This is a genomic window from Chitinophaga ginsengisoli (assembly GCF_003014595.1).
GTDB lineage: Bacteria > Bacteroidota > Bacteroidia > Chitinophagales > Chitinophagaceae > Chitinophaga > Chitinophaga ginsengisoli.
Genome location: NZ_PYGK01000004.1, coordinates 229,243 through 251,930, shown reverse-complemented (window position 1 = coordinate 251,930; position 22,688 = coordinate 229,243). Strand labels below are relative to the sequence as shown.

Sequence of the window (22,688 nt, the reverse complement as noted above, 5' to 3'; positions counted from 1 at the left end):
ATGATGTCGTTATTCAAATACATACTATCCGTTACCGTACTTGGCTTTTCATTGCAGGCACAGGCGCAGATCTTCAATAAAGAGAAAAATGCGGATGAACTGTATGAGGAAGCAGTAAAGGAAACACGGCTGAACCATTACCAGAAAGCAATACAACTGTCGAAAGAAGCCCTGCAGAAAAGGCCCGACTTTACTGATCAGGAGTTGTTGCTGGGAAGATTGTACATGCTGACAGGCAATACAGATCTGGCAAGACGTTATGTAAAAAAAGTGCTGGCGGAAGCACCTACCTACTACGATGCTTATCTGTATGCCATCAACATCGAATTGGGTGCAAAGAAGTATGAGGAGGCAGAATGTTATGTTGATGAAGGATTGTACCAATTCCCAGGAGATAAAACATTGATGTTGAAAAAACTTGGTATACTGGATGCTTCTGAACGCTTTTTCCAGGCGGGCAACTATGCGACTTCTTTACTGGAAAAATATAGTACGGATACCTCGGTACAAAGAGCTTACATCGGCCATTACCTACTGGCAGGACGCTACTATCAGCTAAGGAATAACCAGATACTTGCCCTGCAGAATTATGAAAAAGCCTTACTGCTGGATTATAGTAATGAGGAAGCTAAAGCAGCTATCACTGCTATGTATATCAAAAGCGGCAGTTATACAAGAGCGATTGAACAGGTGAATGCAGAACTATCTGGCAATCCCAACTCTTATGACCTGATGATGCGTAAACTGGGGCTGCTGCAGGAAATGCACGACTACCCCGGCGCCATTAATCAGTTGCAACAGATCCTGAAACGCTGGCCTTCAGATGCCAAAGCCCGCAGCATGGAAACGCCTTTACAGATGGACGCAGCGGCATGGTATGCCAATACAGATCCTTACCTGTTGTACCAGGGTGTACTGGAAAAAAATCCGGGGAACCGGGAAGCACTGGATAAAGTCATAGGCCTGAGCATGTCCCGGGGCGCCTATCGCGAAGCCCTTGCCTGGATCAACAGGGGCTTAAAGAATAATCCGAACGATCAGCATTTATTGTCGCTTAAACTGGATGTACTGGAAAGCGACAGGAAGTTTACAGAAGCTGCATTACTGGCAGAGAAGCTATATGCAGCCAACAGGTCCAATGCAGACCTGAAAAGCCGTTATACGGCCTTAAAAATAGCCAGCGGACGTGATTATCTTGCCCAGCAGCAATATGACCTGGCACTGGCGGAATTTGATAAGGCGCTGCAAACAGATCCACGGGATACTACTGCGCTGGATATGATGGCCAACACCTACATCAATCAGAAAGATAATGTACACGCACTACAGGTACTCGATAAAGCGCTGACGTCTTACCCGGACAATAGCCGTTTTCTCCTGAAAAAATCCAGCATACTTGCAGCCACAGGTCAATATGATGAAGCAGCTGTCATTGCAGAACAACTGTTACGCCGCTCCCCTGCTGATCCCAGGTATGCAGCTAACCTGACGGACCTCCGGCTTACAGCAGGCCGTACACTGTTGCAGGCGGAAGAATATGATATGGCCGCCAGAGAGTTCCGCGCAGTGCTGGCACAGTCGCCCGACAACCTCGATGCACTGAACTATCTCATCAACCTGCAGAATGCTGTAGGCCAGTCAGATAGTTCCTTGTTCTATGCCAACCAGGCATTGACATATCACCCCGATAACAAAGAACTGTTATTAAAGAAAGCGGGCGTACTGACCGACATGAAACGGTATAACGAAGCAAACGCCATCACTTACCAGTTAATGCAGCGTTATCCTTTTACGGCCAAATACAGAACAGCTTATACAGAAGGACTGATTGCCGCAGGTACTACCTATCAGCGCAATAATGCACCCGATAGTGCACTGGCCCTCTACCGGCAGGTACTGGGTCTGAATAGAAAAGATTCCCTGGCATTGCTCTACAGCATTAACCTGCTCAGCGACAAAAAGGAATACGACAGCGCATTGGTATATGCCAACCAGGGCATCCGCTTCTATCCAGACAATGCCTCTTTCATACAGAAGAGAGCCGTTTTGCTGGAGAATAAAAAGATGTATGCAGATGCCGCCATAGCAGCCGATTCCGTTGTAAAGCTGAACCGTAGTCCTGAGAATATAGACTATGCGGATTACCTGCATAGCAAAACAACGAAGAACCAGTTTGGCATGTATTTCCTGCATTCCAGCTACGACTACCAGGATAACACCTATAACATTGCGACCCTCGAATATCGCCACTTCTTCAAGCGGGGCTCTTATGCCGGCCGCCTGAACTATGCCGGAAGACAACAGGGTACCGGCTTACAGGGTGAAGCAGAATTGTATTACACACACAATACTAAGCTGTACTCTTATGCCCTCGCCACTTATTCCAATGAAATTGTCTTCCCAAAAACAAGGCTGGCTTATTCCCTCTTCAAGACATTCAAACACGATATAGAGGGTGAGCTGGGTATCCGTTATCTGAATGCAGACAGCACCAGCAGTGTATCAGGAGTAGCCTCCATAGCAAAGACATGGAAAGAGTTCTGGGTCAATTTCCGGGCTTATTTCATCAGTGACTCACCGGAGTTTTATACCTCTTACAATCTTACCGCGCGTTACTATATGAATCGCCAGCAGGACTATATTGCTTTCAACGCAGGACTGGGTACTTCCCCTGACGACAGAAGCCGGCTCATACAATTTCCTAAACTGGCGGGACTGCTGACCCGCAGTGTAGGCGCAGGATATCAGAAGACGTTTAAATACCGTACTACTGCAGGCATCTTCGGCACGTGGATCAATCAGAAGATCAGCTCCACCGTATTTCAGAACCAGTACGATATTTATGTAACCCTGCAACGCAAATTTTAATCACACTATTCATGTTCAGGATGATGCACACTTTATTATTAATAATGACCCTGCTGACTTATAACAGTTGCCAGTCCACCCGGGGGAATATTGATCTTGTAGCCAATGGCAGCTCCAGGTATGTGATCGTATTGCCGGATGAAGCCACGAAGCATGAAACAAAGGCAGCCAACCTCTTGCGGGATTACATGAAGCGAATCTCAGGTGCATCACTCAACATCATACAGGAAAAAAATTATAAAGAACAACCCGGTATTTTTATCGGCAACACTGAACATGTGGAACAGTTCAGGAGTGGCAAACTGAAAGGAGAAAGTTTTTTTATAGCCACCGATAATCAACACCTGTACATCAGGGGCGGCAGTGGTAAGGGCATTCTTTATGGTGTATATACATTGCTGGAAAACTACTTTGGTTGCCGTAAATATGCTGCCATCCCTGTCTTTGCACCTTCCAGTAAAAATCTTCAGATACCACAGCAGCTGATGGATAAACAGGAGCCAGCTTTTGTATACCGTGAAACCTATTACCCGGCAGCCTTTGATGATGAATACCTGGAATGGCATAAGCTACATCGCCTGGAAGATCTCTGGGGCGTATGGGGACATTCCTTTTTCAAGATCATTCCTCCGAAAACATATTTTGCTACTCACCCGGAATACTATGCACTGGTGAATGGTAAGCGGCAGGCTACCCAGTTATGCCTGAGCAATGAAGGTGTATTTAATACGATGGTGGCGTACTTCCGCAAGGCCATTGCTGATAATCCTGATGCCCTTTACTGGTCTATTGCCGCAGAAGACGGGGGCGGCTTCTGCACCTGCGATCAATGTAGTAAAGCTGCAGCAGAAGAAAGCGGTCCGCAGGGCCCACTGATCCGTTTTGTGAATAGGATTGCAGCGGTATTCCCTGATCAACAGTTCACAACACTGGCCTATCAGTATACGGCACATCCTCCACTTAAAACCAAACCTGCCGCCAATGTATACATCATGCTGAGCAGCATTGATGCTTACCGCAATGAGCCGCTAAGTACGATACCATCAGCAGCTGCGTTCAGGAAAGACCTGGAAGGGTGGGGAGCTATAACAGATCATCTTTTCCTGTGGGATTATACCACGCAGTTCACCAATTACCTCGCTCCTTTTCCCGACTACAATAATCTGCAACCTAATCTTCAGTACCTGTCAGCACATAAAGTATCAGGCATCTTTTTGCAGGGCAGTGGCGATACCTACAGTGATATGGCTGCGTACAACAGCTATCTGCAGGCCAAACTACTATGGAATCCGTCGTTAACTACGGAGGCAATTACCACAGACTTTCTGAATGGTTATTATGGCAAAGCGGGTCCTTTCATCGGGCAATATCTGCAGGCATTGATCACTACTCTACATAATACTAAAACCCAACTGGACATTTACGGTAATCCTGTCAACAACTATAAGAATTATCTATCGCCGGAAGCTATAGACCAGTACTCTGGCTTCCTCGATAAGGCTGAAAAGGCGGCAGATGGGAATAATGATCTGCTCGCGAGAGTATATAACACCAGGCTTCCTTTGGAATATACTGTATTACAGCAATCCCGCTTTTTCGGTACAGAAAAGTTCGGCTATCTTATTCCGGAGGGAAACGGCTATGTCGTGAATCCCCGCTGGCCGGAACGTGTCCGGAAATTTGTAGCGCAATGTAAACTGGCAGGCGTAAAGGAACTGTCAGAGAGCGGTGGTGATGCAGACGCCTATCAGCGTGAATGGGATACGATCTTCTCCCGCAAATGGATCAATAGTCTTGCCTTTAAAGCGAAGGTTACCTTAGTCAATCCATGGTCAGACGAGTATCCTGCCAAAAAGGAAAGGACACTTACTGATGGCCTGCAGGGCGATAAGGATTTCAGCATTAACTGGTTGTTTATTTACGGGAAAGACCTGGTAGCCACGATCGACCTGGGGGAAGAAAAGACCATTAATGAGGTACAGATGAATTTCCTGCAGGATGCCCGGCACTACATATTCAATCCATCTGATATTATTGTAGAAACGTCTGCAGACGGTGTCAACTTCAAACCTGCCGGTCAACAGCAACCTGCTCCTGCCACAGAAGAAGATTATACAGCAGCCGTACGCAATTACCGTTTCCATTTACCGGCCGTTCATGCACGCTTCGTACGCATTACCGGCCGTTGCCTACAGGAGGTGCCGGCATGGAGAGGGGCGCCTGCTGGTAAGAAAGTGGCTGTGTGTTGCGACGAGGTGTTTGTGCTGTAAAATAAAAAAGTGGCAACTGCAGTTTGTTGCAGTTGCCACTCAGATATATTATCAGGATATGTTATGCTTATTTCAGTTCCAGCACCACTATCGATGCAGGAGGCAGTTCCACTACAAGATTATCACCCTGTTTCTTTGCTCCTGAAAATTTCTCAATATGCACTTTATTAGGTTGTTCAAATGTATTGATGTCAGTTGTTTTGGCTGATGTCAGCACTTCGCCTGTCACCGTTTTCCATTTTGCCTGTTCGAAGCTGGTGCTAAGTGCAATTTTCTGGGAAGGGTTTAAGTTCACCAGGGAGATATGTATAGCACCGGTAGAATCCTGCGAAGCGGAAGCATTTACTGCCGGTATCTGTTCGTTACCAGAAGTATAGGCAGGGCTGTTCAGTTTTATAGGCAGGTATTGTGCATCGTGGTGTACCTTATACAAGTCAAACACGTAGTAGGTAGGTGTCAGCAGCATCTTCTCCTTATCGGTCAGGATAAGAGCCTGTAATACGTTCACCGTCTGTGCCAGTTCAGCCATTCTCACACGGTCGCTATGATTGTTGAAGATATTCAGTGTGCTGCCGGCTATCAGTGCATCGCGCAGACTGTTCTGCTGATACAGGAAGCCGGGATTAGTGCCTGGCTCCACGTTTGTCCAGATACCCCATTCATCCACTACCAGGGCTACACGTTTCTGAGGATCGTATTTATCCATGATAGCAGAATGCTTGGTCACCAGGGAATCCATAGCCAGGCATTTTTTCATTGTGGTGAAATATTCCTGCTCGGTAAAACTGGTAGCAGAGCCTTTATCATTCCATGTTTTAGGTACGGTATAATAGTGCAGGCTGAGCCCCCACATTTGTCCCAGTGGAATTTGTTTCATACAGGTCTCTGTCCAGTTAAAATCCCAGTCGCTGGCGCCGCTGGCAATCTTTTTCAGGGGAGCACCTGGGTAGTTACGTGCATAGGTAGCGTAACGACGGTATTGGTCAGCATAGAAAGCGGGCGTCATATTACCACCGCATCCCCAGCTTTCGTTACCCACACCCAGGAAGCTCACTTTCCAGGGTTTTTCGTGCCCGTTCTCTTTACGTAATTTGCTCATAGGGCTGATGCCATCAAAGTTGAAATATTCCACCCATTTGGCCATTTCCTCTACGGTACCGCTGCCCACGTTGGCAGAGATATAAGGTTCGGTTTGCAGCAGTTCACACAATTCCAGGAATTCATGGGTACCGAAGCTATTATCTTCTGTTACTCCACCCCAGTTGGTATTCACCATTTTAGGACGTTGTTCTCTTGGACCTATGCCGTCGCGCCAGTGATATTCATCAGCAAAACACCCTCCTGGCCAGCGCAGGTTGGGGATATGGATCTTTTTCAGTGCTTCTACCACATCCAGACGTATACGGTCCTTTTTAGCCACGTTCAGGGAAGGATCAACCCAGAAGCCATCATAAATGCAATGCCCCAGGTGCTCAGAAAAATGTCCATAGATATGACGGCTGATAGTATGATCAGACTTGGGCTGTACCACCAGGCTTGCCGTATTTTGTGCCTTTGCCGTGTAAATGAAAAGCACTAGTAACAGGAGCGATAGCTTCTTTTTCATAATTTAGAATTTATGTATAAACTGACTTATCAACATGTGTGCAGACGTGGAACAGGCACAAGATAGAAAAAATAACTGTCAATCATACAACTATTTTACACCTATTGCAATCCACGTTCCTGCTGCATTTCATCATTTACCTAATAACCAGCATTACGATTATCCTTTCAGTGTATTGAAAAGTGCCTCAACTTTTTTTGAAAAAAACAGTACAAATATTTTGCGATTTCGGACAATGTTGTACATTTGCAATCCCAATCGCGGACAGCGCGAACGGGCACAAAAAGTTCTTAACTAAAGAGGGCAGTTTAAACAGTCAATTACTGAATAAAATGTATCTCAGATATGCGGAAGTAGCTCATTTGGTAGAGCACGACCTTGCCAAGGTCGGGGTGGCCGGTTCGAGCCCGGTCTTCCGCTCCACAGAGAAGTCCTGCTGTAAATAACACCAGGACTTTTTTATTGCTCCAGCCTGCAACGTCCATTGCAGACAATACAAAAGGAGCATCAGAAGTTCTTACCTAAGAGGGCGGTTTAAATAAGCAATAACTAAATAAAACCGTATCTCAACTACGCGGAAGTAGCTCATTTGGTAGAGCACGACCTTGCCAAGGTCGGGGTGGCCGGTTCGAGCCCGGTCTTCCGCTCCACAGTAAAAGTCCTGGTGTTTATACATCAGGACTTTTTTTTGCCCTATACGGGGCTATAAGCAGCCCCTGATCCGTTTTCCTGATTACATCGATTCCGGAACCAGGTTTTCCCTGGGAACTACTAACATACAGCAGCGTTATATTTCTACCCTCGCTCACCAGTCCCTGCTATTTCAAGGGAATACCACCTTGAATGATGTTTTTCGCCTTCCGACCATCTTATATGGATTGAGCTTAATGTACATACTTACTGTTTATCAATTTTTTACAAAACAAGTATTTTATACAATCCTTGTAAAGGCGCTATCCTGGTGCATTACCTGAGATAACCCATATATAACCCATATATAACCCATATATAAGCCATATATGACCCATATATAACCCATATTTAAGAGGTATGGGTTATATATGGGTTATATATGGCTAGATGATGGTTTATCTATGAGTTACGAAGGCGAACGGAGCGAAGTAAGACCCTTTCAGCAGACCGTACAAGACGGCCTGAAGGCAATAAAAAAGCCCCCTGGTCAGACCAGGGGGCTTTCGCTAATATGATTTAAGTGGGCTTATTTATACTTCGGATTGTACAGGGTGTTATCCGGTACAACTACTTCAGGTTTACCCTGATAGCGATGTTTGAACAGGTTATAGCAACCGCCTAATACAAAAGACAGGATGCAGAAGATTGTCACATAAAACAGGAAACGGGAAGATGATACCCAGCTACCGGTAAAGTCATTCTTATTTTCAACAGTATTGTGTTCCATAGCTAAAAATTTCGCATTGCAAACTTACATCATGTCAAATAATATTGCAAGTTATTTTTCCAGTGTTCCGAAAGTCTTGCGATTCAGGAAATAATATCGCCAGATCATGATACCATGAAACACGCCGGTCATCTCCAGTAATCTTTTCTGTGGCAGGCGGTCTTTCGAGAACTGGTACTTGCTTCTCCAGCGGGAATAATCCCGGTAGGCTCGGAAAATAGCTTTCATATCCTTCGGCTTGCCTGCCACCAAGCTCTTCAAAGCTGCCAGCAGGTCCAGGAAAAAGCGCTGGAATAAGATGATCCAGCGGTCAGCCGGATGCAGGTTCTTCCAGAGCATCATCAGGTTATTCCGGAAGTTCAGATACAATTTACGGGGATTGCCCTGTGGCAGGCTTCCTCCTCCTACATGATATACAACAGATTTTGGGCAATAACAGATCCTGTACCCTGCCCTTTTCAATCGCCAGCAAAGGTCTACTTCCTCCATGTGAGCGAAGAAATCGGCGTCAAAGCCTCCTACTTCATGGAAACAGGCGGAACGGATGAATAAAGCGGCGCCGGTAGCCCAGAAAATGTCCTGGGCATCATCGTATTGTCCCCTATCTTCTTCGGTCGTATAGAGTATCCTACCCCTGCAAAAAGTATATCCCAATATATCCATCCAACCTCCCGCTGCCCCGGCGTACTCAAACTCGGTCTTTTTATCGTAAAACCGCAGTTTCGGCTGACAGGCAGCAATTCGCTCGTCCTCCATCATCTGGGCCACTACCGGCTCTATCCATCCGGGTTCTACTTCCACATCCTGGTTGAGTAATACGTATATATCGGCCTTAACGTGCTGCAAGGCCTCATTATAGCCTCCTGCAAAGCCGTCATTGGCGGGATTCTGAATAATCTTAACTTCCGGAAAATTAGTACGCACAAACGCTACACTGTCATCTGTCGAAGCATTATCTGCAACATACAACTGCAGATTCCCGTAAGTGGAACTGCATACCGACGGCAGAAACTTCTCCAGAAAATTACGTCCATTCCAATTCAAAATGACAACAGCTACCGATGGTAATACAGACAAAAGCAACTCTTTACGTGAATAATAATTTTTGCGCTACAAATATGCAACAAATTATAATAGCTTCGGAGCTCCTTCACACTAATTGCGGTTTATGCTTAATTTAGATGCCAGTATGTTTAAACAGGTTATAGGCTGGAAGTTTGTACTGGTATCCACGGCGGTGATCATCATTGTGGGTACGATCTGGTACGTAAGCAGCATCGCCGGCAAACTGGAAGAAGAAGAAACCAAAAAAGTGGCTACCTGGGTGGCCGCCAACCGGGAATTGCTCCAGGCTTCCAATGAAGCAAACCTCAACCTGGCCGTCGAGATCATTACAAATAATACCAGCATTCCCGTTATTATCACCAATGAAAACGGTCACATCATCGACTCGCGTAACCTCGATACCACCCGGCTTTCACGCAATCCCAGATACATGGAAGAAGAACTGGCTACCTTCAAGAACCAGCACCCTCCTTTCATTATGGAAATCGATGCAAAGAACAATCTTTATAATTATATCTATTACGGCGATTCACTGATCCTCAAGCAGGTACGCTACTACCCTTATATACAACTCATTGTAGTAGCGCTGTTCATCAGTATTGTGCTTGTAGCACTATCCAGCTCCAACCGCGCTATCCAGAACCTCTTATGGGTGGGAATGGCGAAAGAAACCGCCCATCAGCTGGGTACGCCCCTCTCTTCCATCGAGGCATGGATAGAGATCCTCAAAGATAATGAGGCCAATGAACTGGTGGCTACCGAACTACGGAAAGATGTAGACCGACTGAAACTCATTACCGAACGTTTCTCTAAAATAGGCAGCGTACCGCAACTTGAAGAGCGGGATGTGGTCAGCCAGGTGGAAGCCATGGTAACCTACATCCGGAAAAGAGCACCGCAGAAAGTAGTGCTGACCATGCACTGCCAGGAACATGAGATTCCCTCCATGATCTCTCCGGCGTTATTTGACTGGGTCATTGAAAATCTGCTGAAGAATGCGCTGGACGCCATGGAAGGCAAAGGCACCATTGATCTTTACATCGAAAATCACCCTGCCAATATCGTCATAGATATTACCGACAGCGGGAAAGGCATCCCAAAAGCCAATTTCGAAAAAGTCTTCAAACCCGGTTTCAGTACCAAAAAGAGAGGTTGGGGACTAGGACTTTCACTGGCAAAACGCATTATCGAAGAATACCATAAAGGCAGGCTGACAGTGCGTTCATCCGAGCTTAACAAGGGAACGACGTTTAGGATTTTGCTGAGAAAATGACAATAGTTATTAATTAAATTTGTTCATTATCAAAAAGCGCTTAAATTTGCACCCACTTCAGACCTGCGGAGGTGGCGAAATTGGTAGACGCGCTACTTTGAGGTGGTAGTGCCTGAAAGGGCTTGGGAGTTCGAATCTCCTCTTCCGCACTTAATTAGAGGCGAGAAATTACGAAAGTAGTTTTTCGCCTTTTTTTATTTGTTAACTTCTGGAAACCTGGCTGCTTTTTATTGATCCAATAATATTCTCCGTCATAAACCGGGAGTCGTTATAGATAAGTTTGTTGCTTCTTAATGAGCTGCAAAACAACAACTTTTTAACCTTCCCCCCCAAAGAATTCAACTTGATCCGTTATTAGCATATGACGGAAATAGCGCTCCAGATATTAATGTTGGTAAGAGGGTGCAGCATATTTTGACGAGTATCTATGATAATGTAATTGAGAGGGAGAGAGTAGTAATTTAGCCTGGGAGCTTCAATGTACGAATAATGATTCATACTCCGCATCAATCTGAAAATGCTTCACGCCTGCCGCTTTCAGTCGTTCCACTTGTGCTTTAGCCTGAGATATTGTATCCATACCATGAAATGCCCATGCATTGATCACCCCTATTACCAGTATCTTGTGACGACTGGCCCAATCATTATCATCCTTGCTGATACTATCTGAAAAGAGATAATAGTTTGAAGACTTATAATCAGGCCTGCGCATGTTATCCTCCAACTGCTGACGGGTACAACTCAGCTTAATTTTCCCGGTAAAAAACTCCGTGGATTCATCCGTGCCGATCATCAGCGCGTTACTGTAGAGGTTATACTTTTTCAATAGTGAGATTAATCGCATCCAGACAGCGGTATCATTACCATTCAGCTTATTATCGATCATGACACCCAGTTTTCCCTTACAATTTTGTAGTACCTCTTCCAGCTTCAATACCCGGTAGCCATTTGCATTATGCAGTTTACTAATAGCCTCCCAGGTCATGGAAGACACAGCAGCATCAAGCCCGAAAGAGTTTTTGAAGGTCTTATCATGATGCGTTACCAGTACACCGTCTTTGGTCATACGCAGGTCAATTTCTACCATCCAGTAACCTTTTTCGATTGCTTTGGTAAGAGCCTGCAGACTATTCTGCTCTGCAGTGCTGTCTACTATACCACCACGATGAGCAATCAGGCGGAAGTTTTTTGCAGATTGCGCCAGGGAGGAAATGCCAGTTAACAACAGACAACTTAACAGGATAGATACGATATATTTTTTCACGTCACAATACTTTAATCTCTGAGTTAAAGTTGTAATATTTTTCCTTCCATACAAAATTAAGAACAGCCTTTTATCTGTTATATTTTTGTTTCCTGCTACTATTCCATGAAAAGTTTAAGCAGACTTCGTAACAAGGGAAAAAAGCAGGAATTGATTCCTTAAAACACCACACATTTAAATAAAATATTATATTGCCGGCCAAATTCAAGGCAATGGAAAAACTACTAGCGAAAAAAGGGATAGAATTTCTATCCTATACTGATGAAGAAGGCTCTCAGATAAGCTATGCCTTCACGAACAACATGCTGAAACAGGGTATTATTGTCGTTTTGTCTGAATGGGAATATGAACCAGAGGAAGACGAGGAAGAATCCGAAGAATGGGAAGAAACAGCTGAAACTAATGGAGAGGAGCAGGACGGCTGGGAAGAAGACACAGACGATGAGGTTGTACCTGAGCAGCTTTTTGAAACAACAGTTTCAGTGTTATTAACTAAAGGCGGTGTTTCGTATGAATTCGGCATTTATGCAGATGACCGGGCAGTTGTACCAGTTATCTACCTCTATAGAGTTATTCTTGATCTGATTGACATTATCTCAGGTAGTGATGCCGACAGTCTGCTGGAAATCCTTGAATCGGTATCTACAACAGTTAGTTCTTCCGATGATTTTGCTGATGATCCGGAAACACAGCGTCAGATGAATATTCTGACAGCAGAACACCTGGAAAAAGCAGCGCGCTTATTAGCGGAAAAATAGTACCGATAAAAGTAAAGCCTGGCTGATGCCAGGCTTTACTTTTAAAACCCATGAGGGATATATTCATTCTCTACTCTCCCATCCGCATATAACGAAAGCAGTGCATACCCTGGAGGCGTCTCCAGGTAGTACCCCGGCCCGGCAGATTCCTTATCTCCCTTTCCCCACCAGAAACCACTCATCGCACCATTACAACAATACCATACATCATTGTACATCGTATGATCGGATAAATGATTATGCCCACTCAGACAGATCCTTACTTTATCCTTATGCTGATAGAACAGGTCTTTCAGTTTCTTATGATCAGAATGACCTCCTCCGACCAGCGTAGGCGTTATGCCTAAGATCGGATAGTGCGACATCAGCAGCACCGGTGTATTCTTTGCCAGTCCGTTCAGTTCCTGTTCCAGCCAGGTGAACTGTGCGGGATCAAGTGAGATATGCTCATTGTTACCATCCAGGATGATAAAATGCCATCCATTACGGGAGAAGCTATAGTAACGTGCCGGTATTTTAAGTCGCTTTACAACATAATCCTTGCCATACATTGGATCCTCTTTTGCCGGCGCCGCCCACCAGGTGTCATGATTACCAATACAGCTGTGTACTTCATAGCCATTAACAGTCTGCATACAATCGTCCCAGATCCTCCAGAGGTCAGTCACCTGTTCACGCTTCACATTATCATAAGATGCATCCATAATAGAATCGCCTCCATTAAGGAAGAAATCAACCTTCTTCCTTTTAATCTCTTCCAGACAACGTTTAAAACGTTCCGGTGCATTGTTATCCGCAGCAATATGCACATCAGTGATATGTGCCACACGCAATACAGGCTTCTCCTTTTTAGTCTTCTCAGCAGCGAAAGTATTGACCGGTCCCAATAAGGTTGTTGCTGCCAGCAATCCGGTTCCCTTTATAATATCTCTTCTGTTCATGATCTTCATTTATTGCCAGTCAAAAATTTGTGCCAATGCTGGATTCAGCAATACTTCTGTATAAGGCACAGGACGATAGTAATACTTTGGAGCGAGGAACTGACGAGGTGTATTTTCAGTTACGATCGCACCACCGCTGTTACCATTTTCCAGGTATACCGTTGCTGATTCTCCGAACGCACCTGTCTTGTAATACACCAGTTTTACGCCGAGCCCATTTTTTTCCTTCTGATCTTCAGCTGGAATGTTGCTATCCTTACTGATCAGGATAATATCCGGCTCACCGTCTCCTGTCAGATCATATTTACCCAATCCCTGAAAATACATGCCCTGCGGGATCTTTGTCAGTACGCTGCCTGCATGCCAGCGCATCAGGTCATCATAGCGATAGCCTTCCATCGCCAGCTCCACTCGTCTTTCACGACGGATCTCCAGTAAGGTACCAGTCATAGCACCGGATACATCAGGGTATTTGACTGCGAGCAATGGATCTATGGAAGCATTCGCAATAGCCATATTCAATGAAGGTAAACCAGCACGGGCACGCAACAGGTTCACAGATTGATCCAGATCGGTTTGGGTTAAGGTGCCCTTTTCAGCCAGCGCTTCTGCAAAGATGAGTAGTGTTTCCGCATAACGATATACAGGATAATCCACACTGCTAACTACGTTATTGTCTACATTGTTAACATACCCTTTCAGCTGATGGTAACCGGTAAAGTTTTTATTCAAACGTTGTACGTAGGGCGCTGTATCAGGCAATTTAATCCATCCGGGGTATACCAGCGTCTGAGTCATCCTGGGATCACGGTTTTTAAACTCATCTACAAAGCCCAGTTTATTATACCCTGCAACATCCGTAAAGCGTGTACCATCTTTCATCAGGTAAGTCTGTACAAGATCGCGGGAAGGAGACTGCTCATAATCTCCAAAGAGGTACGTGTTCTGGTTACTACCAACACCTTTTGCCTGATCGTAGGGATAGGCCAATATGACTTCTTTATTGGTTGACAGATCCTGCGAGTTGAATAAGACAGCATAATCCTGATCAGGTTTTCCAGTATTGTATATGCTGAATTTACCTGAACTGATCATTCCTTTACTTACTGCGATGGCTGTATCCAGGAATCGTTCTGCTGTGGATTGCAGGTTCAGTTCAGGATGATATTTCCTGTAGGTACCTTCATTCAATGCAAACCGTGCAAAGAACTGTTTTACTGCCCAAAGACCAGGTGTACCGGCAGTGACCGTTTCCCTTACATGTGATGCTGCAAACGAAAGATCAGCCATGATGCTGTCTGCTACCAGCGTGCGTGGATCGCGGGCTTTATAAAGATCTCCGTCATCAGGATTGATAGTATGTGAATACCATGGAACATCAGAAAAACGGCTGAGCATACCAGCATAAAAGACAGCTCTGTAATAGCGGGCAAGGCCAGCATAGTGATCCTTTACATCCTGGGCTACCTTCGCCTGATCATAATTGTCCATGAAATAGTTAATATTCCTCAGGCGCCCCCAGCTCCAACCGGTAGTAATAGTCTGTGAACTGGAATTACCCGTCATGATACTTTTTATTTCAATGGCACCAGTAGTCGCCATGTTATCGCTGCTCTGATCTTCAAAATATTCTCCTTTGCCCGGCAATGACAACAAACCATCTATATACAATGAAAGATCTTCTTCTGATTTAAAGAACAACTGAGGTGAAATGGATGTCTGCGGATAGCGGTCGAGGAAACCTTTTTTACAGGCGCTGACAGTTATCAGTAAACAGGCAAAAATGTATAATAAATGCTTCTGCATAATGTAGTTTTTATTTTGTTGATTACAGGTCTACGTTCAGGCCAACTGCATATTTACGTTGGTAAGGATACTCCCATCCGAAACCATCAGTGATGGATTCCGGATCCAGGTATTTCCTGATAGAAGAAAATTCAAAGAGATTTTCACCGGTTACATATATCCTCAAACGGCTGATCCTGTATTTCTTTGTCAGCGATGCAGGCAATGTGTATCCCAGTGTAACGTTCTTCACACGTAGATAAGCTGCATTCATCATGTATTTTGTCTGCGGAATATCAAGACCAGATCCATAGTTATTATCTGCCAGCCAGGATTGTAATACCGGGAAATAGGCATTGGTATTTGCATCTGCCAATCCTGCATTCAAAAAAGATTGAGAATGTTGTGCACGTTGAGCTGCGTCTTCTGATGTAGCTCTGTAATAGTCCAGGTTCCATGGATACACATTCGCATAAGGCTGCTGATAAGGCCCCCAGAACAGGTAGTGATGTGGATAAAAGTCCATTTTGGCAATGCCTTGCAGGAATATCGAACAGTCGATCCCTTTCCAGTTAGCATCGAAGTTGAATCCAAAGCGGTAACGCGGACTGCTGTTTCCAATCACGCTCATATCTTTAGGGTCTTTTGCAGTTACCCCTTTTTCTATCTTACGATCACCGTTCAGGTCTTTGTATTTGGGCCAACCTTCTACGATCTCCAGTGCTCCCCATGGAATGATCGCTGATTCGTCGAGGTTCTTGATCTCCTCCTGGCTTTTGAAATTGCCATCATTGGTGAGACCCCATATTTCACCAAGTGTCTGCCCTACTCTGTAATTATTTAATAACTGTTGTTCGTTTTTAAAACGGGTGATCTTTGTCTTATCGTCAGACAGGATAAACTTAGCGCCAAAGCTTAGGGGAGCAGCAGCTACCTGCGCTGTGTTCCTGTAGGCCAGCGTCAATTCCCATCCTTTTGTTGAGAGGTCAGCAGCATTTTGTTTGGGAGGATCTGTACCTAACACGCCGGGAAGCTGCACACCATTTGTCAGCATACCATTTGTCTTACGGATATAATAGTCGAAGGAAGCAATCAGGTGATCACGCATCACACCGATGTCTGTACCGATGTTGGTAGTGATTACTTTTTCCCAGGTGTAATTGTTTGGATCTACATTCAATGCAGGAGCTCCTTTAATAATTGGCTGCTTAGGTGTGCCATTGATCAGATAGCCAGACTGCCCCGTTGGCAGCGTTTGTAAGTATCCAAAATAGCTGACGTTCTGATTACCCAGGCTACCATAGGAAGCACGGAATTTCAGGGTAGACAGTTGCCTTGAAATGCCTTGCATAAAACGTTCATCACTGGCTATCCACGCACCAGAAATGGAAGGGAAAAAGCCCCAGCGGTTATTAGTAGGGAAACGGGAAGAACCATCATAACGGCCATTACCTTCTATGATATATCTGTCTTTATATGAATAGTTGATCCTGCCGAATAAACTTCTGATGGCATAGGAGCTATATGAGCTGCTGATACTCGGATCTCCGCTGGTAAGGCCTATGTAAGGCAGGGAGGCAGAGATGAGCTGTGTTTGTGTGGCGTTTACATATGGATCTTCATAGCTCTCCTGGTTGTAACCGGCCAGTAATTTAATGGCATGTCCGCCACCGAGTGATTTGTTATAGTTCGCATATAGATCATAGACGTTGTGTGTAACGTATTCGTTCGCTTCCGAAACAGAGCCGGGAGCCCCTTCTTCACGTACGTCATTTGGTCCGTAGCCTATCTGGTAGGCTTTTTTATCTACATGATATTTCCATAGCTCACGTTTAAAACTTGCATCTCCCACTATCTGTAATTCATTGTGTAGAAAACTGGCAGTACCACGGATCACGTCCTGAAAACCTATGCGTGTCTGCAGATTACGACCACCATCCACCAGTTGTGCTGCCAGCTTACCAGCTGCATTATTTCCCCATGTGCCATCAGGATTCTTTACCACATTGGTAGGCTGCAGATAGTACACATCTGTGATGTTGTAAGCAGGCGCATCACGTTGTGTTTGATAAACACTGAGGTTATTATCCAGCAGCAGCCATTTTACCGGACGAATATTCAACTTAGCCCTCATGCCGTATCGCTTCCAGTCGTCAGTAGTCAGTCTGTTCAATCCGTTTTCATTGGTATAATCAGCAGATAACAGGTAACCTATTGGCAGTTTTTTAGCCGTTTCTGCTGTTCCATTGATAGAGATGCTATGATACTGGGAAAAATTTGTTTTACTAAAGAAATAGTTGTTCCAGTCATTGCTGCCCATATATTCCCATTTGGTATTATCAAGAGGATTGATACGGGTATCAGGTAATGAAGGATTATCGGAGCGTTCTTTGGCCCATTTATAATATTCGTCAGAGAAATTCACATAATCCCAGGGAGTATTATCAGTAGCTGTTTCCAGTACCCTGGAGAAAATATATGGATCTGTCACTGCTGTAGGCAGGATAGTGCGTTTAGACCATGCAAAATAATTACTGTAGCTAACTACTTGCTTACCTCCGGCTGAGCCTTCTTTTGTAGTGATCAGCACTACCCCAAAAGCTGCGCGTGCACCGTAGATAGCAGCAGAAGCAGCATCTCTGAGCACAGAAATAGAAGCAATATCATTGGGATTGATACGTATCATATCATCCGTAGTGGCGGCAATACCATCGATAATGATAAGAGGTGCATTTGAATTGTCTGATGCCTGCGAAATAGGCGTAGTACTGCCGTTTGATTGATTAATGGAAGCAAAGCCACGCACATTGATGATAGGTGTTTGTCCCGGTTGTCCGCCTTTATAAGTAATATTCAGACCGGGGCTCACACCCTGTAATCCCTGCATCACGTTAGCGATGGGTCTTTCCACCAGTTGTTTACCAGAAATCTGATCTACCGCACCAGTTACATTTATTTTTTTCTGTGTACCATATCCTACTATAATCACTTCTTCCATAGAGTTTTTGGAAGGCTCAAGTACCACGGCGATTGTCTCCCTACCTGACACGCTCACTTCCTGCATATCGTAGCCTATGTAAGAAAACAGCAATATAGCATCGTTAGGTACGGTTAATGAGAACATGCCTTTTTCATCTGTAGTGGCGCCGATACTCGTATTTTTAAGACGTACACTTACACCGGGCAATGCTTCTCTATTAGTATTTACCACTCTTCCTGTTACCGTGATGTCTTTATTCACTGTAGTAACGGGGGCAATCACAATAAGCTTGTCCGGCATCATGCGAAAGTTCAGCGAGGTATTTTCCAACGCTTTTTCCATCACCTTGGCGATGGTCCAGTCGCTCGCATCAATGTTCACCTTATGATTAAAAGGGATACAATCATCATTATATACAAAACGATAACCAGACTCCTTTTCTATTACAGCGAGTGCTTTTTCCAGTTTAACCTGGGACAGCTTTACAGTCACCAGCGACTGAGAATGAACGTGTGCACTGGCATGTAAACAGGCAACTGATAATAAGAGGAAAAAAATCTTCATAAAAATTAACAGTTTATACAGCAGCCGCTTGCGCGGAAGCTGGTCTCCCTCTGTGTTTTTTTTCATAAATTTGTTTTGTTGGTGAAATGAATTGTTTTCGGAAAGTTGACGCAAAGCAATCCCCATTAGCCAATTCACGCGGGAAATGCTGGTACCATTTCCCGTTTTCATTTACGGCTATGATGGGCATAGAAAGTCCGTTACAGGACTATACCTGTTTTTAGAGTGTTATCGCATATTGTATGATTTAGATTTCCCCTTTGATACTTTTTTATTCTATCCAGATTACTCCGCTGCTATCTTTTGAGTAACGGAATGACTGTGTTGTTAATGACAAGACATTTAAGGCCTCTTCCAGGTCTTCTTTTTCAAATACGCCTGAAAAGTATAATGACTTCCTACTATCATTTTTAAACCGGATATCCGCATTGTACCATTGTTCCATGAGTGTTGCGACCTGTTCCAGTGGCATATGTTTGAAGGCCAGCTTGTTCTGCACCCAGGCTGTCTCCGTAACCAGGCTATCGCGCATAGTAGTAAGTGGTGCTTTGATCAGTGGCATAGTTGATTCTTCATTTTTCCCTTTTATGGCTGTTATGGCGGTACGAATAACAGGGATCGTTAGCTTCTCATTAGGTCTGAGCGGAATAGCCTGATCTTCATTTCCCTTTAACAGCACTTCTATTGATCCCCGGATCAATGCAGCTACTGCCGTATCTTCCTGCGGGTAAGCCCTTACATCGAAAGACGTACCTAATACCCTTACAGAAAATTCAGCGGTCCGCACCAAAAAGGGGCGGTCTGCATCTTTTATAATATCGAAAAATGCTTCCCCTTCCAGTTTCACGGTCCTCTCTTTTTTGCTGAACTGTTCCGGATATTCGAGCTTGCTGCCGGCATTGAGCCAGACAGCAGAACCATCGGGCAATACAATTTTCTTCCTTGGCGTCTTTTGCACCCGGGTCTCCGCTATCTCCATCTGTTTCACTGCTGGTGTAGTGCCTGACTTCCAGATGAACCACGCACCTATCAATATAGCGATAGATGCTGCAATAGCTACATAGCGCCAGAAATAGCGTCTTATTATAGTACCCCGGGCGGGAGCATCCGCTACGGATACTGCCTGCTCAAGACGGGCCATATGCTTTTCCAGCAGTGCGCTTACCTCCTTTTCACCATGGGCATGCGTAGCATCTTTCCATGGTTGCATCAGCATTTCTGTTACATAGGAAGCATAAGGATACTGTTGTAACAGCTGCTCCAGCTCCCTTTCTTCCTCAGGGCCTGATTCCTGCGCCATCTTACGGGCAAGAAGGTATGCTAGTCTTTCATTTTCCATAAACTACATAAGAAGGACATGTGGGATGATCATTATTCCCTAAAGGAAAGTAAAAAAATTTATTGCCCGATCTTATAGTAGGCATTTACCTGGTCGGTAGAGAGATCGAGCCGGATGGCCTGGGTAATCTTTTTTACAGCAATAGCCAATTGCGCATCCACAGTTTTGGAGGAGATTTCCAGGAGGGTAGCCACCTCATTGTACTTTAAGCCATCCAGTTTAACAAGGCGGAAGATGAGCTGACAACGAGCTGGCAGGCTACAGATGGCCTGTTCTATTTTCAGGGAGACTTCAGCAGAAATGAGGTTGTGTTCTGCGTCAGGAAGGATACTTAAGGCATTGACATCCAACATATCTAAAGTGGCGTGCTGGTGCTTTTTCTGCTGCTGTAATGAATTGAGAGAAAGATTCTTAGTACTCACATACAGGTATACAAGCGGATTTCTGACATGTTGCAGCTGACGGCGCTTCTGCCATAACATGACAAATACATCTGATACAATCTCTTCTGCAAGGTGATAGGAATAGACTATCGAGGCTGAAAAATGTATCAGCCGGCTACACAACAGGCTGTAAAGCGCTTTGTAAGCTTGCATCTCTTCATCCCGGCAGATGCGATCAAAAAGTATCCTGATCTGCTCGTTATTTACCATGCCTCAAAAATAGAAAAATGTAATTGTGATATGATATTAACAGAATGTTATGAAAGTTGTCTCATTACAAGACAGACATTTTCACTTTCCCTATTTTTTCAATATCCGGTTCAGTTGCTCACCGAGTACCTGATACCCTTTCTCATTCGGGTGCAAGCCATCATTCGTGAACAATTCATTATTCAACACATTACTATTCATAAAGCTTTTCGACAGGTCAAAATACTTGCATCCATTCGCCGCTGCCATTGTCTTTATCCTCGGATTCAATGCCAATACGCGTTGCAGCATATCCCTGCGTGGCAGGATACCACCTACAAAGACAGTGGCCGCCGGTTTTCTATATCTGACCTGTTGCAACAGGAAGGTAAGACCTTTCACAATATCCTCATCGGCATTGAGGCCCAGATTATTGGTACCTATCATGATAACGATCTTATTTCCTTTAAAATGATCCAGTTCTCCATGATACACACGCCAGAGTACATTTTCAATTCTGTCCCAACCAAAACCGGCATTCTGTACCTGCAGGGGTACCATATACTGCTGCCAGGCGGCTTCTCCGCGACCAGCTACTTTCTCTCCTTTAGGTTCTCCACCCCAATAGTTAATAATGGAATTAGCGAAAATAATTACCTCCGGATTGGTTTTCTCAATATTGGCGATAATATCCTCATGTCGTTTCCTCCAGTCAAAGCCATCGCGATATTGTTCAACGGGATATTGTGTGGATAGTTCACCCGTGGGTTCATGTAATATTTCACGTATCTTCTTCTCATAGGCTACGGCATATTGCATCATGCCGTAATCATTAGGATGCGTACCATCAGTGGTGCTGTTATTGTCAAAATTGATCTCCTTCTCCGTTAACATATACAGTTCCTTCACACCATTTTTCTTCAGCTCATTGAATATTTCTGTGATGGTATTGCTGGCTTCATGATATGCATTAATCATGGTTGTATCCATACCCAGGGGCATGTTGCCAGCTGCATGTTCCGCCAGTAAAATAGGCACACCAGGGTGTTGCTCCCGCAGTTTATTTATACCATATATCAGTCGCCGCCGGATAGTATCTACCAGGTAAGATTTTCTACCCACCAGATTGGGCATGCAATCCAGTATATATAGTTTTGCATCAACACCAGCCATCAGATCAAAGATAGGCGCATCAAAACGGCCATTCCCACTAAAGCCCAGATTGATCACTTTCCGGCTTAATTTTCTCTCCAGAATATTTGTCCATGCCATTCCTGCTCTTGAAGCCACTGCGCCCTGCATGATAGAGGTACCATATGCTACAATAGGTTGGTCTTTATGCGGTCCTGTATATTCAAATTTTTGATTGTCTGGCACTCCTACAGTAATCCACTGTAAACTCGCATATAAAGGCAGGTACAGGTAGAAGTCAGCCTGTGCACCTGCGGCAATTCTAAGATTGCGATACTCATACACGCAGGTATCGCCGAAAGAATATTTTGCTGGTGGGGACCAGTTCCAGTCACCATGCATATCTTTTCCATACAAGTCTACTCCACTTACACCGGTAGCGGGCATATGAGGAAGGGCATAGTTCTTTCCAGCCACTATATATTTTATAACAAAGCTGCGGGCGGTGGTTTTGAAATGAAGATATTCCCCGGCGCTGCTTACTGATTGTTTCCACACGCCGTTAGGTACTTTTCCTTCCAGCCTTGCAGGCAGGCGATAAAAGAGATGACCTGTATCCTGCTCACAAACACCTATCGTTCCTTTCGCGTCATGCCATTCATAACTGGTCTGTGCATAACCTGTTGTCTCAATACAAATGAATACCAGTAGGAAAAGTACATTTTTAAGCATGATATACTGATTAGTCGTTTTAATAGAACAGGTGGGATGCCCTGTACTGCAACCCGCCTG

14 protein-coding genes and 3 tRNA genes are annotated in these 22,688 nt (G+C 44.7%); 7 read left to right on the top strand and 10 right to left on the bottom strand.

Annotation, left to right across the window (positions count from 1 at the left end; all coding sequences use genetic code 11):
* Nucleotides 1-2,868 (top strand): tetratricopeptide repeat protein, encoded by a 2,868-nt coding sequence (locus tag CLV42_RS11915; protein WP_106602140.1) that lies wholly within the window; start codon nt 1-3, stop codon nt 2,866-2,868.
* Between the two features lie 11 nt (nt 2,869-2,879).
* Complete coding sequence (locus CLV42_RS11910) at nt 2,880-5,138, top strand: DUF4838 domain-containing protein (protein WP_106602139.1); 2,259 nt, start codon at nt 2,880-2,882, stop codon at nt 5,136-5,138.
* Nucleotides 5,139-5,205: 67 nt separating this feature from the next.
* On the opposite strand, the gene CLV42_RS11905 is transcribed toward CLV42_RS11910, so the two are convergent.
* Nucleotides 5,206-6,744, bottom strand: a complete 1,539-nt coding sequence (locus CLV42_RS11905; RefSeq protein ID WP_106602138.1) for an alpha-N-arabinofuranosidase — start codon at nt 6,742-6,744, stop codon at nt 5,206-5,208.
* 347 nt (nt 6,745-7,091) lie between these two features.
* Here CLV42_RS11905 and CLV42_RS11900 point away from each other — a divergent pair.
* Both CLV42_RS11900 and CLV42_RS11895 read left to right on the top strand, forming a co-directional pair.
* Nucleotides 7,092-7,167 (top strand) — tRNA-Gly (locus CLV42_RS11900).
* Between the two features lie 151 nt (nt 7,168-7,318).
* A tRNA-Gly gene (locus CLV42_RS11895) sits at nt 7,319-7,394 on the top strand.
* A 569-nt stretch (nt 7,395-7,963) separates the two neighbouring features.
* Here CLV42_RS11895 and CLV42_RS11890 read toward each other — a convergent pair.
* Both CLV42_RS11890 and CLV42_RS11885 read right to left on the bottom strand, forming a co-directional pair.
* On the bottom strand, nt 7,964-8,164 hold the full coding sequence (locus tag CLV42_RS11890) for a hypothetical protein (RefSeq protein WP_106602137.1): 201 nt from the start codon (nt 8,162-8,164) through the stop codon (nt 7,964-7,966).
* 51 nt (nt 8,165-8,215) lie between these two features.
* Nucleotides 8,216-9,241, bottom strand: coding sequence for a glycosyltransferase family 2 protein (locus tag CLV42_RS11885; protein WP_106602136.1), 1,026 nt, complete (start codon nt 9,239-9,241; stop codon nt 8,216-8,218).
* A 91-nt stretch (nt 9,242-9,332) separates the two neighbouring features.
* Between CLV42_RS11885 and CLV42_RS11880 the strand changes: the two genes are divergently transcribed.
* Both CLV42_RS11880 and CLV42_RS11875 read left to right on the top strand, forming a co-directional pair.
* The gene (locus CLV42_RS11880; protein WP_245901629.1) at nt 9,333-10,502 is read left to right on the top strand and encodes a sensor histidine kinase; all 1,170 of its coding nucleotides are present in this window, start codon (nt 9,333-9,335) and stop codon (nt 10,500-10,502) included.
* 65 nt (nt 10,503-10,567) lie between these two features.
* Nucleotides 10,568-10,651 (top strand) — tRNA-Leu (locus CLV42_RS11875).
* A gap of 326 nt (nt 10,652-10,977) precedes the next feature.
* Here CLV42_RS11875 and CLV42_RS11870 read toward each other — a convergent pair.
* Complete coding sequence (locus CLV42_RS11870) at nt 10,978-11,766, bottom strand: glycerophosphodiester phosphodiesterase (protein WP_170117473.1); 789 nt, start codon at nt 11,764-11,766, stop codon at nt 10,978-10,980.
* A gap of 212 nt (nt 11,767-11,978) precedes the next feature.
* Between CLV42_RS11870 and CLV42_RS11865 the strand changes: the two genes are divergently transcribed.
* Nucleotides 11,979-12,524, top strand: coding sequence for a hypothetical protein (locus CLV42_RS11865; RefSeq protein WP_146154366.1), 546 nt, complete (start codon nt 11,979-11,981; stop codon nt 12,522-12,524).
* A gap of 41 nt (nt 12,525-12,565) precedes the next feature.
* Here the strand turns inward: CLV42_RS11865 and CLV42_RS11860 are convergent, their stop codons facing one another.
* The 6 genes from CLV42_RS11860 to CLV42_RS11835 form a co-directional block, all read right to left on the bottom strand.
* Complete coding sequence (locus CLV42_RS11860; RefSeq protein WP_106602478.1) at nt 12,566-13,465, bottom strand: metallophosphoesterase family protein; 900 nt, start codon at nt 13,463-13,465, stop codon at nt 12,566-12,568.
* Nucleotides 13,466-13,474: 9 nt separating this feature from the next.
* A complete protein-coding gene (locus CLV42_RS11855; protein WP_106602133.1) occupies nt 13,475-15,271 on the bottom strand; it encodes a RagB/SusD family nutrient uptake outer membrane protein in 1,797 nt (598 codons plus the stop codon).
* A gap of 22 nt (nt 15,272-15,293) precedes the next feature.
* Nucleotides 15,294-18,794, bottom strand: coding sequence for a SusC/RagA family TonB-linked outer membrane protein (locus tag CLV42_RS11850; RefSeq protein ID WP_245901627.1), 3,501 nt, complete (start codon nt 18,792-18,794; stop codon nt 15,294-15,296).
* A 271-nt stretch (nt 18,795-19,065) separates the two neighbouring features.
* Entirely contained in the window at nt 19,066-20,133 is a 1,068-nt protein-coding gene (locus CLV42_RS11845) for a FecR family protein (RefSeq protein ID WP_106602132.1), read from the bottom strand.
* 59 nt (nt 20,134-20,192) lie between these two features.
* Nucleotides 20,193-20,786, bottom strand: coding sequence for a sigma-70 family RNA polymerase sigma factor (locus CLV42_RS11840; RefSeq protein WP_106602131.1), 594 nt, complete (start codon nt 20,784-20,786; stop codon nt 20,193-20,195).
* 90 nt (nt 20,787-20,876) lie between these two features.
* Nucleotides 20,877-22,628, bottom strand: coding sequence for an SGNH/GDSL hydrolase family protein (locus CLV42_RS11835; protein ID WP_106602130.1), 1,752 nt, complete (start codon nt 22,626-22,628; stop codon nt 20,877-20,879).
* Nucleotides 22,629-22,688: the final 60 nt, after the last annotated feature.

Bases quoted from the DNA above. Each gene is read 5' to 3' on its own strand.
- CLV42_RS11865 (WP_146154366.1), top strand. From the start codon at position 11,979: ATGGAAAAACTACTAGCGAAAAAAGGGATAGAATTTCTATCCTATACT.
- CLV42_RS11845 (WP_106602132.1), bottom strand. From the start codon at position 20,133: ATGGAAAATGAAAGACTAGCATACCTTCTTGCCCGTAAGATGGCGCAG.
- CLV42_RS11850 (WP_245901627.1), bottom strand. From the start codon at position 18,794: ATGAAGATTTTTTTCCTCTTATTATCAGTTGCCTGTTTACATGCCAGT.
- CLV42_RS11910 (WP_106602139.1), top strand. From the start codon at position 2,880: ATGTTCAGGATGATGCACACTTTATTATTAATAATGACCCTGCTGACT.
- CLV42_RS11905 (WP_106602138.1), bottom strand. From the start codon at position 6,744: ATGAAAAAGAAGCTATCGCTCCTGTTACTAGTGCTTTTCATTTACACG.
- CLV42_RS11860 (WP_106602478.1), bottom strand. From the start codon at position 13,465: ATGAACAGAAGAGATATTATAAAGGGAACCGGATTGCTGGCAGCAACA.
- CLV42_RS11915 (WP_106602140.1), top strand. From the start codon at position 1: ATGATGTCGTTATTCAAATACATACTATCCGTTACCGTACTTGGCTTT.
- CLV42_RS11840 (WP_106602131.1), bottom strand. From the start codon at position 20,786: ATGGTAAATAACGAGCAGATCAGGATACTTTTTGATCGCATCTGCCGG.
- CLV42_RS11880 (WP_245901629.1), top strand. From the start codon at position 9,333: ATGCTTAATTTAGATGCCAGTATGTTTAAACAGGTTATAGGCTGGAAG.
- CLV42_RS11855 (WP_106602133.1), bottom strand. From the start codon at position 15,271: ATGCAGAAGCATTTATTATACATTTTTGCCTGTTTACTGATAACTGTC.
- CLV42_RS11835 (WP_106602130.1), bottom strand. From the start codon at position 22,628: ATGCTTAAAAATGTACTTTTCCTACTGGTATTCATTTGTATTGAGACA.
- CLV42_RS11890 (WP_106602137.1), bottom strand. From the start codon at position 8,164: ATGGAACACAATACTGTTGAAAATAAGAATGACTTTACCGGTAGCTGG.